At 67.6% G+C, this 14,427-nt stretch carries 17 protein-coding genes and 3 pseudogenes; 3 read left to right on the forward strand and 17 right to left on the reverse strand.

From position 1 onward, the window contains the following. Nucleotides 1-4: 4 nt before the first annotated feature. Nucleotides 5-280, forward strand: a complete 276-nt coding sequence (locus H9K75_RS06060) for a hypothetical protein (RefSeq protein ID WP_226858567.1) — start codon at nt 5-7, stop codon at nt 278-280. On the opposite strand, the pseudogene H9K75_RS06065 reads toward H9K75_RS06060, so the two are convergent. From H9K75_RS06065 to H9K75_RS06110, 10 genes and pseudogenes are all read right to left on the reverse strand, one after another. After that, a pseudogene (locus H9K75_RS06065) lies at nt 273-2,254 on the reverse strand (relaxase/mobilization nuclease domain-containing protein). The gene H9K75_RS06060 and the pseudogene H9K75_RS06065 sit on opposite strands and share 8 nt — an antisense overlap. Before the next feature lie 436 nt (nt 2,255-2,690). Then, the gene (locus H9K75_RS06070) at nt 2,691-3,278 is read right to left on the reverse strand and encodes a S26 family signal peptidase (protein ID WP_016452543.1); all 588 of its coding nucleotides are present in this window, start codon (nt 3,276-3,278) and stop codon (nt 2,691-2,693) included. Then, nucleotides 3,275-3,799, reverse strand: a complete 525-nt coding sequence (locus tag H9K75_RS06075) for a DUF2840 domain-containing protein (protein ID WP_016452544.1) — start codon at nt 3,797-3,799, stop codon at nt 3,275-3,277. The genes H9K75_RS06070 and H9K75_RS06075 overlap by 4 nt, the downstream gene beginning before the upstream one ends. Next, the gene (locus H9K75_RS06080) at nt 3,796-4,059 is read right to left on the reverse strand and encodes a hypothetical protein (RefSeq protein WP_016452545.1); all 264 of its coding nucleotides are present in this window, start codon (nt 4,057-4,059) and stop codon (nt 3,796-3,798) included. Before H9K75_RS06080 ends, H9K75_RS06075 begins: the two co-directional genes overlap by 4 nt. After that, entirely contained in the window at nt 4,056-4,694 is a 639-nt protein-coding gene (gene parA, locus H9K75_RS06085) for a ParA family partition ATPase (RefSeq protein ID WP_016452546.1), read from the reverse strand. Before parA ends, H9K75_RS06080 begins: the two co-directional genes overlap by 4 nt. Before the next feature lie 253 nt (nt 4,695-4,947). Next, on the reverse strand, nt 4,948-5,796 hold the full coding sequence (locus tag H9K75_RS06090) for a replication initiator protein A (protein ID WP_016452547.1): 849 nt from the start codon (nt 5,794-5,796) through the stop codon (nt 4,948-4,950). Nucleotides 5,797-5,822: 26 nt separating this feature from the next. Continuing rightward, nucleotides 5,823-6,113 carry a helix-turn-helix transcriptional regulator gene (locus H9K75_RS06095; RefSeq protein ID WP_016452548.1) on the reverse strand — a complete coding sequence of 97 codons (291 nt, stop codon included), beginning with the start codon at nt 6,111-6,113 and terminating at the stop codon, nt 5,823-5,825. An 83-nt stretch (nt 6,114-6,196) separates the two neighbouring features. After that, nucleotides 6,197-6,958, reverse strand: a complete 762-nt coding sequence (locus H9K75_RS06100; protein WP_016452549.1) for a DUF2285 domain-containing protein — start codon at nt 6,956-6,958, stop codon at nt 6,197-6,199. A gap of 60 nt (nt 6,959-7,018) precedes the next feature. Then, nucleotides 7,019-7,198 carry a hypothetical protein gene (locus H9K75_RS06105; protein ID WP_187725112.1) on the reverse strand — a complete coding sequence of 60 codons (180 nt, stop codon included), beginning with the start codon at nt 7,196-7,198 and terminating at the stop codon, nt 7,019-7,021. Between the two features lie 102 nt (nt 7,199-7,300). Further along, nucleotides 7,301-7,647, reverse strand: a pseudogene (locus tag H9K75_RS06110) (DUF2958 domain-containing protein). 223 nt (nt 7,648-7,870) lie between these two features. Here H9K75_RS06110 and H9K75_RS06115 point away from each other — a divergent pair. After that, the gene (locus tag H9K75_RS06115; RefSeq protein ID WP_016452551.1) at nt 7,871-8,164 is read left to right on the forward strand and encodes a helix-turn-helix domain-containing protein; all 294 of its coding nucleotides are present in this window, start codon (nt 7,871-7,873) and stop codon (nt 8,162-8,164) included. 364 nt (nt 8,165-8,528) lie between these two features. On the opposite strand, the gene H9K75_RS06120 is transcribed toward H9K75_RS06115, so the two are convergent. Then, a complete protein-coding gene (locus tag H9K75_RS06120) occupies nt 8,529-8,843 on the reverse strand; it encodes a DUF736 domain-containing protein (RefSeq protein ID WP_016452552.1) in 315 nt (104 codons plus the stop codon). A 623-nt stretch (nt 8,844-9,466) separates the two neighbouring features. Here H9K75_RS06120 and H9K75_RS06125 point away from each other — a divergent pair. After that, nucleotides 9,467-10,201: a DEAD/DEAH box helicase gene (locus H9K75_RS06125; protein ID WP_016452553.1), complete on the forward strand. Its 735-nt coding sequence runs from the start codon at nt 9,467-9,469 to the stop codon at nt 10,199-10,201. Between the two features lie 63 nt (nt 10,202-10,264). On the opposite strand, the gene H9K75_RS24660 is transcribed toward H9K75_RS06125, so the two are convergent. The 6 genes and pseudogenes from H9K75_RS24660 to H9K75_RS06145 form a co-directional block, all read right to left on the reverse strand. Then, nucleotides 10,265-10,396, reverse strand: coding sequence for a hypothetical protein (locus H9K75_RS24660; RefSeq protein WP_264293978.1), 132 nt, complete (start codon nt 10,394-10,396; stop codon nt 10,265-10,267). Nucleotides 10,397-10,438: 42 nt separating this feature from the next. Then, entirely contained in the window at nt 10,439-10,651 is a 213-nt protein-coding gene (locus H9K75_RS06130; RefSeq protein ID WP_016452554.1) for a hypothetical protein, read from the reverse strand. Between the two features lie 255 nt (nt 10,652-10,906). Further along, a complete protein-coding gene (locus H9K75_RS06135) occupies nt 10,907-11,959 on the reverse strand; it encodes an MBL fold metallo-hydrolase (RefSeq protein ID WP_016452555.1) in 1,053 nt (350 codons plus the stop codon). Nucleotides 11,960-11,968: 9 nt separating this feature from the next. Beyond that, a pseudogene (locus tag H9K75_RS06140) lies at nt 11,969-12,801 on the reverse strand (SDR family NAD(P)-dependent oxidoreductase). Between the two features lie 16 nt (nt 12,802-12,817). After that, nucleotides 12,818-13,111 carry an AMP-binding enzyme gene (locus H9K75_RS23595; RefSeq protein WP_226858568.1) on the reverse strand — a complete coding sequence of 98 codons (294 nt, stop codon included), beginning with the start codon at nt 13,109-13,111 and terminating at the stop codon, nt 12,818-12,820. Then, nucleotides 13,030-14,421, reverse strand: coding sequence for an AMP-binding protein (locus tag H9K75_RS06145; protein ID WP_226858569.1), 1,392 nt, complete (start codon nt 14,419-14,421; stop codon nt 13,030-13,032). The genes H9K75_RS23595 and H9K75_RS06145 overlap by 82 nt, the downstream gene beginning before the upstream one ends. Between the last annotated feature and the right edge of the window lie 6 nt (nt 14,422-14,427).

Raw genomic sequence — 14,427 nt, forward strand, 5'->3', positions numbered from 1 at the left:
GGGCATGACCCGTTCCGGCAAGCACATTGACTGCGGTCTCAAATCGCTCACCGCCGAGGCGATTGGCGAAGCCATTGCCGATGCAGGCATCACCCCGTCCCAACTGCAGGCGCCCCACATGCGCAACGCCGCTGCTGGTGTCATGGCCGACCAGGTGCTGATCCCCGGAAAGGTGGCGTTGCGCGGCATGGGCATCAGGCGCATTCCGGTCGTCAACATCGAGAACGCTTGTAGACGCATCCTTGCAGTGGGTGCTCGATATGCTGCTGGCTTCAGATAACAGATAAGCCCTGTTGCCGTCGGATTTGCCAGGATACGCGGCCGTCATGTACCTGCGCAGAAATCGGCATACCGAGTCGTTGTTCGATGACAGGCCTCCATGGCACCAGGCTGAACCCCATGCCGTCATCGAGCATGGCGTAGCGCCCGCTGGCCAGCATGACGCTGCGGCGGTAGATGCCCGCCACGCGCTGGCCATCGGCCACGGGCCGATGCTCCAGGCCAGTTTCGGCGGCCAAGTCCTTCGCGGCATGCGCTACATCCCGGCTGCGCAGCGTTGCCAGCAGATTGCGCGCCAGGATGACGCGTTGGCCGCGCCGCTCGGCCAGCCCCTGTTCGGCCAGGAAGTCGGTGCGCTGTTGCATTGCCTGCTTGGCCTCACCGCCAAAGCCCAGGTCGCCCAGGCCAGAGCCGCCGCCGATCAACTGCTGGTCAAGCCAGGTGGCCCCGATCACGCGGGCCTGCCGCTCGATGGGCAGGTGCGATTTCAGCTCCACGGCCACGCCGCCCAGGCGCTGCGCGTCGTAGCGACGGCCCTGATCGGGCAGGTCGCCCGGCACCTTCCATAGCCCTTCGGCCACGCGCTCCACGATGCCTGCCCGGCGCAGGGCTTCCAAGCGCCGGACGTGGGCCGCGACGACTTCCTGCGGATCGCGGCCCGGCACGGCCTGGCCCTGCGCGATAGCAAGGTGGTGGTCGGTGCGGTACAGACCATCGCTCGCCAGCACGGCGATGTTCTTGTCGGCCGCGCGCACGTCGGCCGATCCCTTCACCTCCACCACGGCGCCGGTGGGATAGTTCGCCAGCTCGTCGCGGGTGTTGAGCGCGACGTAGTGGGCCTTGCCGTCCACCCCGTCGATGACCAGATAGCCACGGTCGCGCAGCTCGTCGGCCAGCCCCTTCGCGGCTACGCGGCCGAGAATGGTTCGGCCATCGTCGCCCGGCTCGAACACCGCCAGTTCGCGCGGCTCGCCGCGCATGGCACGCTGCATGGTGCGGATGATGTCGCCACGCTCGCCCAGGGCGCGCAGGGTCTTCTCGGCATCGGCATGGACGGCCCAGGTGCCCGGCTGCGTCTCGTCGGCCAGCCCCAGGCGCTGCAAGCGTTGCAGGCGGCCGATCAGCAGCAGGCGTTGGCGTTGCAGCTTCGGTTCGTTGAAGCGTTCGATCTGCACCCGGCCGTCTTCGCCGGCCTCGCGTTTCAGCGTGCGATCCAGGCTCGTCCACCGCTCCTGCTCCACCTCGCGTTGCAAGGTCTGCTGGATCTCCAGTTCGGTGCGCGGCCCCAGCCATTCGGTCGCCAGCTCGGATGCGCGATGCCGAAAGCCATCGGCGATGTAGTCACCCGCGATGATGAGGTCTTTGCTGGTATCGTCGCGCCCGCGCACGATCAGGTGGGCGTGGGGGTTGTCGGTGTTCCAGTGATCAACGGCCACCCATTCCAGCCGTGTGCCCAGGTCAGCTTCCATGCGGTTCATCAGATGCCGTGTATAGGTGCGCAGGTCTTCCAGCTCCGCGCCGTCCTCGGCGAGACGATGAAGCGGAAGTGATGCCGGTCGTCGGCGCAGCGTTCCTTGAAGGCGTCGAGGTCGGCGGTATCGGTCTGCGGCCCGTAGGCTTGGCCTGGCTCGCCGTCGCGGCCCACGCCGTCGCGCTCGATGTAGCGTAGGTGCTTGGCGAGCGATTGCGGGCTGGCCCGCTGCTGGTTCACCAGTAGGGTCTTGATGGTCACGCGCCGCGACATGGGTGTCAGCTTCGCGCCCGCAAACCGCGCCGCCGTATGGCCGCGCCCCAGGCGTGAGCCGGGCCGCTGGCCGGTGGCCTTGCCGCCGACGGCCGATGCCGGACGGCGCACCGAGGACTTGCCGCCACTGGCCTTGCCGGCCTGCTGGAGCACCTTGGAAACGAAGCCCTGGCCGCGGTTTTTTGGCGCGCTGGGGCGGATGTGGAAATCGTCGTCGCGGCGGTTGATCATGACTTCTCTCCCTGAAAGCTGGGGCGTAGTCCGTCGTGCGAAGCACGCGAACAAGCCCATATCGACGCGGGCCACGCGCCACAAGCAGCACGGCGGCGAAGCCGCTGCGTGCCGCGCCACCCCCACGTGCAGACTGGCTTTGCGGGCCGACAGGTGCCGCCCCCTTTTGTCTTGCCTTCCGCATTTGCCTCCCGCATCCGCTCCAGGCAACTGCGGCCCGGCGGCAAGGCTGCACCGGCAGCCAGCGCACCGGCGAACACGGCGATGGCCGCAGGCCATCCGTGTTCGAGACAAGACGCCTGCACGTGGGACGGCTGCGCCGGAGGCAGCGTGAAGTGCGGCGCGGATGCGCTCGCACTGCATGTGCGACGACACACGGAACGCCGCCGGAACGACACGCCCGATAGCACGATGATGCACAGCGAATCAGCGGCCATCATGGGCGCGACTCCAGCCAAACCGGGCGCGCAACGCCAACCACGGCGGCTGCGCTGACCGGCCCGAAATACCGGCTGTCGAAAGACGCCGGATTGGTCGCGCTGAGCAGGAACAGCTCGCCAGGCTGAAGGCGACGGCACTGCTGCCAGGATGGCAGCGGCCGGCCCCAGCGATCGGCAGGCAACACGGCGGCTGAAGGCACGCCGTCGATGCGGACTTTGCCGTCAGCGATACACACCTCTTGCGGCGCCATCGCGCCCACGCGCTTGAGCAACGGGATGCGCGTCGGTAGGTAGCCGCGCTGCGCAGCCAGCGCGGCGGCCTCGGCGGGCAGCGGCACCAACACGATGCTACCCACGGACAACGGACGTGGCGGCGAGCTGGTGCGATGGTCGAGCGGATCGACGCGATACCATCCGACCGCCACGCTGTCGGATGGGTTGTAGGTCAGGCGCGGCAGCGGATGCACGAAGGACGCCCAGGCAAGCGCAGCGAGGCCGCAGGTGGACAGGCCCGCCAGCATGAGGCGAGCGCGCAGGCGCGAGCGTGGATGCGTGACAGCAGTGGGAACAGAAATCGTGCTCATGACAGCGCCCTCACAGCCAGCCAGGCGGCGTGCCGCTCGGCGCTGTATTCGGGCAGCGGCAAGCGCGCCGCGAGCCGGTTGCCCAGCGTGCGCCAGTACGCGGGCGAGGCGGTAGCAGGCGTGATGCCCAGCGCTTCGATGCCGTCGATGCGTTCCAGCACGGCACGCACCGATTGCTCACCCTCGGCGTGCAGCAACAGGCGCGCGCCCGGCTGCACGCCGGGGATGCGCTGCGCGCCATCCATCGGCATGCACGCCTGCATCACCATGAGCTGCCAGCGGATCGTGCCGTAGTCGTTGGCCTGCCAGCGGATGCGGCAGAGAACCGCGTTCGGCGTGAACACCGCGCAGCGACGCCAGCGGTCGAATCGGATGATGCGCGAGGGATCGCCGAAGCGCAGATAGAGGTCGAAGCGTTGGTCGATGTAGGCGAGCGCAACGCGCGTCAGCGGCACGCCATCGGCTCGGCCGACTGGCGGGGCAGATGACGTCGGCAATGCTGTCGAAACGGGTGTGATCATGGAGACTTCTCCGGGAATTCCCGCTTCAGCAGCGCGCGCAACAGATCAGCCACCGTCACGCCTTGCGTGAAGGCCGATACCTTGATGCGCGCCCGCATGGCGGGCGTGATGTCGAGGGTCAGGCGGGCCGTGTAGAGGTCGCCTTTCTGGAGGTCATCGGCGCTGCCCTGGCGAATCCACGCCTCGGCGTGCGGATTCGCGGGCGGGCGCGCGCCGATGCCCACGCGCTTGCCCGTGCGTTTGCTGGCGGGACTGCTCATGACGGCCACCGCAGCAGTTCGTCCACCAGCGCGGTGATTTCGCTGGCGGCGGCGCTGTCGGGCGCCGTCTCGCGCGCCAGTCGGCCAGCGGCCACGCTGTCGGCGAACACGATGCGTTGATGCACTTCCGCGCGCAGCGCGGGCAGCGGCTGCTCGGCCAGCGCTCCGCGTGCTTCGCGTCCGATCACCGTGGTGCTGACGCGCCGGTTGATGACAAACGCCGCGCGCAGCGCAGGCCGAAACACCTGCGCCTCGCGGATCAGCGCCACCATCTCGGCACTGGCCCACAGGTCGTAGGGACTGGGCTGCACGGGAATCAGCACCCGCTCGGCCGCCAGCAGCGCGGAGCGCGCCAGCGCCGCGATGCGTGGTGGCCCGTCGATGACGACGTGATCGGCCCGCCTGGCGAGTTCTGGCGCTTCCTGGTGCAGGGTTTCGCGAGCAAGGCCCACAGCGCTGAACAGCCTTGGCAAGCCTTGCTGGCTGCGGCGCTGCGTCCAGTCCAGCGCGGAGCCCTGCGGATCGGCATCCAGCAGGACGACGTGCTGGCCGCGCATCGCCAGCTCGCCGGCGATGTGCGTTGCGAGCGTGGTCTTGCCCACGCCGCCTTTCTGGTTGAGCAGCGCGACGATCATGGCCTGGCCCTCCGCGTTGGAAAGCCCGGCTGTTGCCGCTGCGCTTCGCGTCCTGTGGCGGTTGTCCACCGAGACGCGGCGCTGCTACTACCAGTTAGAGTATTTAAGTTAGGGAAGTTAAGGGAGACCGAAACCCGCGCCAGCATTGGCTTTGCGGCCGATGGACACGCCTGATAGCACGATAGTCCCACGCCCGATAGCACGATACCTGGCACGCCTGATAGCACGAGCCCGTCCACAGGACGCGCACCGTTTATCCCCGTGCCGTGGACGGCACGGGACGCCCTGGCCGGAAGGTCAGCAGCTCGGCGCCATCCAGCCGTTCGATGCCCAGGACGTAGCCCGGCAGTGACTGCCGCGCGACCAGCGCACGCAGGTCGCAGGCAAAGTCGTAGGGCTTGGCCGTGCTGCCCGACTTGCGGTACAGGTGCTGGAAGTCGAACTGCCACCCGCCCGGCTGCCGCCCACCGTGCTTGCGCACCAGGCGGTACAGCCAGCGCTCGATCCCGCCCGTCAGCCGGAAGTACGCCGGGTCGATGGTCAGCACCAGGGCGGCATCGAGCACGCCCGCATAGAACCAGTCCGGCAGGATCAGCTCCAGTCCCAAGGGCGTTCCCCTGGCATCGGCCAGCTCCTTCCACTCGTTGATCCACGAGAAGCGGTGCAGCCGCCTTCCCGTGGTCTCCCGGATGGACGTGGCCACCGTCGTGGATTGCAGGCGATCCAGCGCGGCCTTGAGGCGCTGGTAGTCGCGCAGCGATGTACCGCGCCCGATGAAGCGCAGGATCTCGTAGGGCGTGGCCTGCATCAGCCGCGACGGGCGCAAGCCCGCGTCGCGCGCCTCCACGATCTGCGAGGCCGCCCAGATCAGCACGTCGGCATCCCAGATCGTGGCGATGCCGTGTTCCTGCGTGCCTTCCACGCGGATCGTGATGCCGCCGGCCTGAAAGTCGATCGGCGTCGTGCGCCGCGACTTCGCCAGCGAGAAGAACGGAAAGGCCATCAAGTCCTGGCTGTCGCGCGGCGCCATGTCGCCCGGCAAGGCGCGAAACAGATCGAGCTGTTCGCGCTCCTGCCTGACTGCCCCGGATGGGCTGAACATGGCGAAGGCCACCCGCGCGCCAGTGATCAGCGCGCACGGCTGTCCGCCGAGTGCTGCTCGGCGTATTCGGGATCGGACGTGCTCTCGAAGCTGCGCTCGGCGGCCCAGGCATCGAGGTCGGCCACGGCGTACATGACGCGGCGGCCGAACTTGCGGAACTTGGGGCCGCCACCCAGCACGCGCTGCTTTTCCAGCGTGCGCGGCGACAGCCGCAGGTAGTCGGCAGCCTCGTCGTTGGTGAGATAACGCTGCGGCTGTGCAGCAGCGGCCGGGGTAGCTGCGGGTGCGGCGGCAGGCCGCAAGGGAGCAGGACGCATGGTGAGAACCTCCATCGGTTGCAGGGCTCCGGCCACACAGCGCAACCGGATGGAGGCAGTCTCAGAAAACGAAGCGCTCCTGCTCAGGGTCGTTTTGCGTCCTCTTCAAAACGACCCTTCTCAAGCGGCGCAAGCTGTGCTAGGCGGCGATAGCCGCCGCGCATCAGCGCATCGCCGCGCCGCACCAGGCGGCGCACCTTGGAGCGCAGGCCGCCGTCGCTGTACCAGCCGGCCGCGGCGTCCGCACCGAACAAGCCCTCGGCCACGTCGCGCAAGGACGCGCCCGCCAGGGTGGCGTCGAGCGCCTGCAGGGTGTGCAGCTCCAGCAGCGCCGCAGGGGGCGGTCGGGGGCGAGCCATCGGCGCTGGCGTGTCAGGCACGTGGGTGGCCCCACGGCCACGGTAGGCATGGGCCACGGCCATGCCGTCCTCAAGGCCAGGCGCCAGCGCATAGCGCTGGCAAAGGCCGGGGCTGCGCGCGATCAGCGCCAGGCCCTTGCCGTCGTGGAGCAGTTGCTTGTGGCCGGGAATGCGCCAAAACGCGAACGGCTCGGCATCCGGTGGCGGATCGGCATCGGGGTGAAGCTGCACCACGGCCTCATGGCCGGGGAGCCAGGCCGGATGCGCGTCACGCGCGTCCAAGGCCGGGTCTTCCAGCAGACGCAGGCCCCAGCGATGCGCAGCCTCATGCATTGCTTGTGCTTGGCGATGACGGCGCAGCCAGTCGAGCCGGTAGTCGGGATGGCGACGCAGGTACTCCCAGGCCAGTGCGAGCGTGTCCAGGCACAGGACGTAGAGGTAGGCGGCGGTCGGATACCAGTGCGCGAAGTGGTGCGGCTCGGCCATGACGCAAGCTCCCGTAGAGCAGGACGGCCGTCACCGGTTTCACACGCAAACGTCACCGCATCAAACTTGCATCCAATCGTGAATAAGCTGGTAGATTGGTAACTTGCGTGTCAAGACGAAATGCATCGGATGGGTTGCATGGATCGTCTGAATGCGACGGTGGCGCGCGAGGACATACGCGCCTCCTGCGATATCCACCGTGCCCGATGCCACGGCCGGCATCATGACCGATTGCGCCACGATGGCACCGATTTGGTGCGATAGTGCGGACTAAGACCGGACGGGTCTGGAGCAAGACCGAAATAGTCTCAATGCGCCCGGCTTGGCCTGGGCGCGAACGGCTCAATCGAGGATGGAGCCGTTCTCCTGGGCCAGCCGCAGGTACTCCGACAACGGGCGCACCGCCCGGAAATACCGGTCCCGCATCACGGGCTGTTTGCTCGGCCCGACGATGGATGCGAGGTCGGACAGCTTGATCTCGCCTAGCTCGGGCATGCCGATCCCCAAGTCGATCAGGCCATGGGCCGTATCGCCGTCGGCGGGTCGAGCGACACCAACAGCCAGGTGGCGTGTGCATCCGGCGTGAACAGCCGCACCACGGGCAGCGGGTCGATGACCCGGCCAGCGGCGCGGGCTTGGCCGTGTTCCAGCAACAGCCTGCGCTCGTCCTCGGTGATGAGCTGGTTCATGGGCGTCCCCTCATTCGCACAAAACCGCCGAAGCGTGAAAGCGCAAAACCGCATTGGCGGGTTTGTGGAAAGGCACGGATGCGGCTTTGCGCTTCTGTGAGAAGCCGCAGATACGGATTTCCGTAAAAGCACAAAAGCGGCAGGCAGGCATAGTTGAACACTATAGATTGTAGCCCTATAGGGCGCAATCGGCTGTCATCTTGGATTTTGGGGAGATCCAGGGTTGGCAGCGAAACATACATTGTCGGAGGCACTAAAGACCATCAGGAAAGCGCGTGGATTGAGCCAGGAGGCGTTCTCCGACGTGTCCAGCCGCACCTACATGAGCACGCTGGAGCGCGACCTCAAAAGCCCCACCCTGAACAAGCTGGCCGAGCTGTGCGAGGTCATGGAGGTGCACCCGCTCACGCTGCTGACGCTGGCCTATGCCGGCGACGACCTGCAGCAGGTTGATCAGCTTCTGGTGCAGGTGCGCCAGGAGTTGGAGACTGTGGCGAAGAAGAGTGACACGCCATAGCGTGCGACGTTGCTGGCGTGGCCGATCCGGCTCAGCCGGTTCGGGGACTGCAGGGGCGCCAAGCATCGCGCGGCGGGGATAGGCCACAGGGCTTTCCCCAGGAGGCAAGCGAAGCGCGCAGCGCCGCAGGCGCGAAGGCGTGAGGGATTGCAGCCGGATGGCCGTGACGGCGAAGTCGGCACGGGGCGCAGCCCGTAAAGCCCGGCGGTGCAACGCACCGACACGCCCGGCCACCGCTTGCGGCGGGCAACTCAACACATGCGAAAGCCGCTCGACACGGCGCAGCCTTGGCGATGGTGTTGCCTCCTTGAAGTGCCGCGAAGGCAGCACAGCGCCCCGCCACGTGGGCGGGGCGCTGTGGCGGTCACGCCGCCTGGGGCTTGCTGCGCGACCAGATCAGGTCGTGCGTGCCGTCCTCGCCTTCGATCAGGCGGGCATAGACCGTGGCCGGGAACGAAGGATCGTCAAGGGTCACGGAGATGTACTCCCGCCCGGCCTCGCTGGTCTTCTTCCACGCCGCGCCGATATCGTGGCTGGCGGCCTGCAGGCGAAAGTCCGGGGCCTTCTCGTTGTCCCCCTTGTCGTTGGGCACCAGCTTGACCTTGACGTTGAGCGTCAGGGTGCGAAGCGTGCCGGTGTAGCCGTCTTTGTCTGCGGTGAAGCTGCCGATGTTGGCCATGATGAAACTCCTTTTGGTGGAACAAGGTTCGCGCCCATCGCGTCCTTGTTGTGATCCGGCCGGCGGGGGACGGGCGGGCTGCACCGCTTGCGGTCGAAACGCAGTGGAGAGCCGGGAGGCGAAAAGAATTTGCTGCGCGAGGAAGCCGCGCAGCGGCGGGGAAATTGTTTTCGCTGGACGGTTGCAGCCATGAAGCCCGAGGCGCAGCCGCGCCCCGCCAGGATTCACAACAACACAAGGACGCCTTGGGCCGAACCGCACCGAAAAGAGACAGGGCCGACTCGGCATCCCCGCACGAAGGCTGCACCGGCTCGCCCACTGACGCGGGCCGGGTCAACCACCCGACGACAAGCGAGAACGCCCCGGCCGCACCTTGCGGCGCCGGTCTTGAGGCGTGGCGTGGAAGCTCCATGGCGATGCCGGGCGGGATGTCCGTGAACCGTCCTTCGTGACGTGATGGGCGAGAACCGCCAGCGTTGAGGACGGCACGCATTCGTACAACCTGCCGCAGTAAGCGCCAGCGTGTTCGCCAGCGCCTCGTCCATCGTGGCGGGCGTTGGCCGGGTCGATCCGGCATCGCCGGTTCGGCGGTATTTGAGGGGCGCCAAGCTCGCGCGGCGGGGATGTCCGACGCAGTGCTGGAACACATGCGCACGCGCTACCGTGTCGATGCACATTGGCTCCCCAACCGACAATCCGCGCAAACCTTGGCGGACCAGGCTACTGCGTGGGGCCGCATGGCGGGACCGGCCGACAGCAAGACGTGGGTGGGGTTGCCGTTGGCCGTGCACCGGCGCTGCGACAAGCCGATGCACGGACTGGCCAACCGCATCGCCTACGACGGTGCGATGGTGTACGGCACCATCGCACCGCGAGCCGACAAGGAAACCCCCGCCCGACTGCCTACGGGGTGGATTCACGCCAGTGGAACATCCGACGGGAACTGGGTGCCGGCTGAAGGAAAAGCCCTGCGGGCGCTGCTGGCCTTGCTTCATGAGGACGGAGTGAATGCAGCCGACATTTCGGTCATCACGCCCTTCAAGAATGTCCTGGAGAACCTCAAACGCTTGCTCGGCGACACGATGGTTTCCGGAACCATCCACACCATGCAGGGAAAGGAAGCGCCGGTTGTCATCATGGTGTTGGGCGGAAATACCGACGGTCCCGGCGCACGCGACTGGGCGGTCTCGGAGCCCAACCTGCTGAACGTGGCGGCAACGCGGGCGAAGCGGCGCTTCTATGTGATCGGCGACCGCAACGACTGGCAGAACCGCGCTCTGTTTTGTGATGTCATGGATCTCTTGCCGCTCCAGCGTCTTCCCGAACATGAAGCCGTGGCGATGACTCAACCTCAATAATTGTGCAGGCTGAGACCGTGCATGCACAGGTCATACTGGCGGCAAGCCTTGACTTCCCTGCAACTACCGAGTGTGCCGCCCGGCCACCTCCTGACACTGGCCCTGGACGGGCCAGTGCCCGAAGGCATTGCGCAATGCAGCAATGCCTTCGACACCGGGCGCGGCCACCGCCGCGCCCGGATTTTTGAAGCTCACCGCGCCTAGGGCGAAACGACCTAGGCGCGGTGCTGACGATGGTTATTCCTTTGTCTCAATGATCCACCACACGGCCCGCGCTAAGGCACGGCCCGTGATGGGATGAATGTCGGTGAGATCGGCTCGGGCCATCCAGCCCGAGGGCGGACGGTAACCGCGCACATCGCCCTCGCCGTGCCAGCGGCGGGCGCGTACCGTGCCGGGCGCGTAGACCGCCGCCATGCGCGGGCCACTGGTGATGTTGATGGTGGGCATGGTTCGGCTCCCTGCGGCAAAGCGCTCCGGCCTTGGCCCGGGCGCTTGCCTGCGGCATGGGTCAGGCGGCCAATGCCTCGGCAGGTTCATGCATCACGGTGGCTATTCTGGGCAATTAAAGTCGTAAACACCCACCCAGCATCCATGCGGCTGTTCGCAATGCCCAGCCAGGCCGCTGCCTATCTAAAGTCGTAAACACCAGCGTGGACTGCCCTCTCAATGAATGAGGTAGCTGAGGCCGGAGATGGTGCGGCCTCACGACTTCAGCTCATACCATGCGACGCCGCTCCCATCCACGGTGCACCCTACGGCGCTTTCCGCGATGAAGTAATTCATACAGGCCACGGCCTCGCCCGTGGCGAGACTCAGTTGCTGCCCGTCCTGCTCATCGATGGCACGGTGGAACAAGGCGGGGAACACGTCCACGATGCGCTGCGGCCCGCCCGTCAGCGACTGGCGCAGCCGTTCCAGCGCCCGCTCCTGACCGGCGCGCAGCGAGCCCAGGCGTTCGTGCAGCCCGTAGAAGGGTTCATTGTGCGAGGGCAGCACCAGCACATCGGCGGGCACTTCCCGCGCCAGCTTGTCCAGCGACTCGAACCACTCCTTGAGCGGATTGGCCTGCGGCTCGGTGGCGAACACCGACACGTTCGACGAGATGCGCGGCAGCACCTGGTCGCCCGCAACCAGCAGTTTCAGGCCGGGGCAGTACAGGCAGGCATGCTCCGGCGAATGGCCGCCGGTGGTGATGACCCGCCAGGCGTGCGCGCCCAACTGCAGCAGGTCGCCATCCTGCAGGCGCCGGAAGCTCTCGGGCAGCGCATGGATGTGCTTGCCGAAGCTGCCGAAGCGGCTGCGGTAGCCCTCGATGGCTGCCTCCGACCAGCCCGCGCGGCGGTGGAACAGCACGCCGTCGGGCGGCGCCTCGCGGTTCGTGTCGGCGTGCATCACGCGGCAGCTCAGGTATTCCAGGCGGCTCATGTGCAGCGGCACGCCAGCGCGGCGCGTGAACCAGCCTGCCAGCCCGATGTGGTCGGGGTGCATGTGCGTGGTGTACACGCCCTGCAGCGGTCGCGCCAGCGGCCCCTCACCCATCAGCGCCAGCCAGTCGGCCACGGTGGTGGGGTTGTTCAGGCCGGTGTCCACCAGCACCCAGCCATCGTGCGTGTCGATGGCCCAGACGTTGATGTGGTCGAGCCGGAACGGCATGGACAGCCGGATCCAGCGCACGCCGGGGGCGACCTCGACCGTGTGGTGCGACGCCGGGGGCTCGAAGGGGTAGGTCAGCGCGGGGGTGTCTGGCTTCGTCATCGCATCAGGTTATATGCCAGTGAGCCCGCCCGTGCACAGCAGGGTCTGGCCGCTCACGTAGTCGGACTCGGGAATGCAGAACAGGTAGGCCGCGCCGGCGGCCTCCTCGGGCGTGCCGGCCCGGCCCAGCGGAATGTTCCGCTCCATCGCTGCCATCAGGTCCGGGTTCACGCCCACCTTGATCTCGCGTCCCTCGACCTGGATGGCGGCGTCGGAATCGGCGGTGGCCTCGGTCATGCGGGTGCGGATGAGGCCGTAGGCCACGCAATTGACCGTGGTGTTCAGGCGCCCCACTCCTTGGCCAGCGCCATGGTCAGGCCCACGATGCCCGCCTTGGCGGCGGAGTAGTTGACCTGCCCCGCATTGCCGAAGACGCCCGAGACCGAGGAGACGTTGACCACCTTGCGCACCACACGGCGGCCGGCCTCGGCGTCGGCCCGGCTCAGCGCGCGGACCACCGGCTGCGCCGCGCGCAGGATGCGGAACGGCGCGGTCAGGTGCACGTCGATCATCGCGTCCCACTGCGCGTCGCTCATCTTCTGGATGACGTTGTCCCAGGTGTAGCCCGCGTTGTTGATGAGGATGTCCAGCCCGCCAAACGCGCCGGTGGCCGTGCCGATCAGCCGGTCGGCGAAACCGGCTTCGGCCACGCTGCCGCAGCAGGCCACCGCCTCGCCGCCCAGCGCGATGATCTCCTCGCGCACGGCCATGGCGGGTTCGTCGTCGAGGTCGTTGAGGACGAGCCGGGCCCCTTCGCCCGCGAGCTTGAGGGCCATCGCCCGGCCAATACCCCGGCCCGAGCCGGTGACCACGGCCACCTTGCCGCGCAGTTTTTCCGACATGGTGTGCTCCTCCTGTTTACCGGGCGGGTGCCGCCTCGGCGTCGTAGGCGCCGGCGCTGCCTTGCTGGCGCAGGACGGCGCGCTGGATCTTGCCGGTCGCCGTCTTGGGCAGGCTGTCCATCTGGCGCAGGTAGCGCGGCTTGGCGAAGCGTGGCAGTTGGGCGCTGGCCTGGCGGACGATGTCCGCCATGTCCAGCGCCGCTCCCTCGCTGGGCACCAGGGCGAGCATCACCTCGTCCTCCCCGCCCGCGCCCTGCGCCGGAACGGCGTAGGCCGCCACTTCATGGACGCCGGGCAACTGGCCCACCACGACCTCGACCTCGGTGGCCGAGATGTTCTCGCCCCGGCGGCGGATGCAGTCCTTGATGCGGTCCACGAAGGTGATAAGCCCTGTTCGTCCCGCGTGCCTGCATCGCCCGTGTGGAACCAGAGGTTGCGCCAGGCCTCGACCGTTTTCGCCGGGACGTTCAGGTAGCCCGCCATGAAGCCGAAGGGCACCTTGGGCCGCACCAGGATTTCGCCCACTTGCCCGGCCAGCACCGGCACATCGGTCTCGGGGTCGGCGATGCAGATCTCGAAACGGTCCTCGTGCGCCCAGCCGGCCGCGTTCGGCGCAGCGTGCCCGATGCGCCCCCAGATGGGAATGCCGACCTCGGTCATGCCGAACCCAGACAGCACGTCCTTCACGCCGAAGCGCTCGCGGAACACGGCCTCGTGCTGGGCCGGGTTGGGCGCGCTCAGGCTGGCGCGCAGGCGGTGGTCGCGGTCCTGCTCCGTGGGCGGCTGGTTGATGACGAACATGGCCGTCGTGCCCAGGTGGTTGGTCAGCGTGGCGCCGCTGCGGCGGATGTCGGCCAGCCAAGTGCTGGCGCTGAACCGCTGCTTGAGGAAGGCCGGTATGCCCGCCAGCACCGTCGCCCCCAGTTGCATGAACAGACCGTTGGCATGGAACAGGGGCAGGCAAATGTAGTACTTGTCGGCCTCGGTGATCTCCAGGCTGCGTATCGCCCCCAGCCCGAGCAGGGCGCAGTGGCAGTGCGGCATCAGCACGCCCTTACTGGGCCCGGTAGTGCCGGAGGTGTACATGATGCAGAAGATGTCCTCGGGCCGGGGCGCGGGGCCTTCCCACGGCGCGCAGGCGCTGCTGTCCATCCAGGCCACCTGCCGCCAGCGTTCGGGCACGGCGGCGGGCGCGTCGCCCACCACGACCAGGGTGCGCAGGTGGGGCAGCTCATCCGCCAGGCTGGCGACGTGCTCGACCAGCGCGGAGTCCACCACGATGGTGGCCAGTTGGCAATCGTTCAACTGGTGGCGGAGGAAGGAGGAACGCAGCTCGGTGTTGAGCATCACCGCCGTGGCCCGCAGGTAGCCGATGCCGAACGTGGTCGCCACCATGGCGCAGCTGTTGGACATGAAGACGCCAACGCGCTCTTCGGGCTGCACGCCCAGTTGGTGGTGCAGGAAGCTCGCAAACCGCTGGCTGCTGGTGAACGCCTGCCCCACGGTGAAGGCGATGCCCTGGCTGTCCTCCAGCCAGGGCGCTGCGGGGCGGCTGGCGGCCCATTCGCGCAGGGCATCGGTCAGCGTGCATGCGTGGGGTTCGTGGATGCGGCTGTACATGGCCTT

The organism is Diaphorobacter aerolatus (assembly GCF_014489535.1).
Classification (GTDB): Bacteria; Pseudomonadota; Gammaproteobacteria; order Burkholderiales; family Burkholderiaceae_C; genus Diaphorobacter_A; species Diaphorobacter_A aerolatus.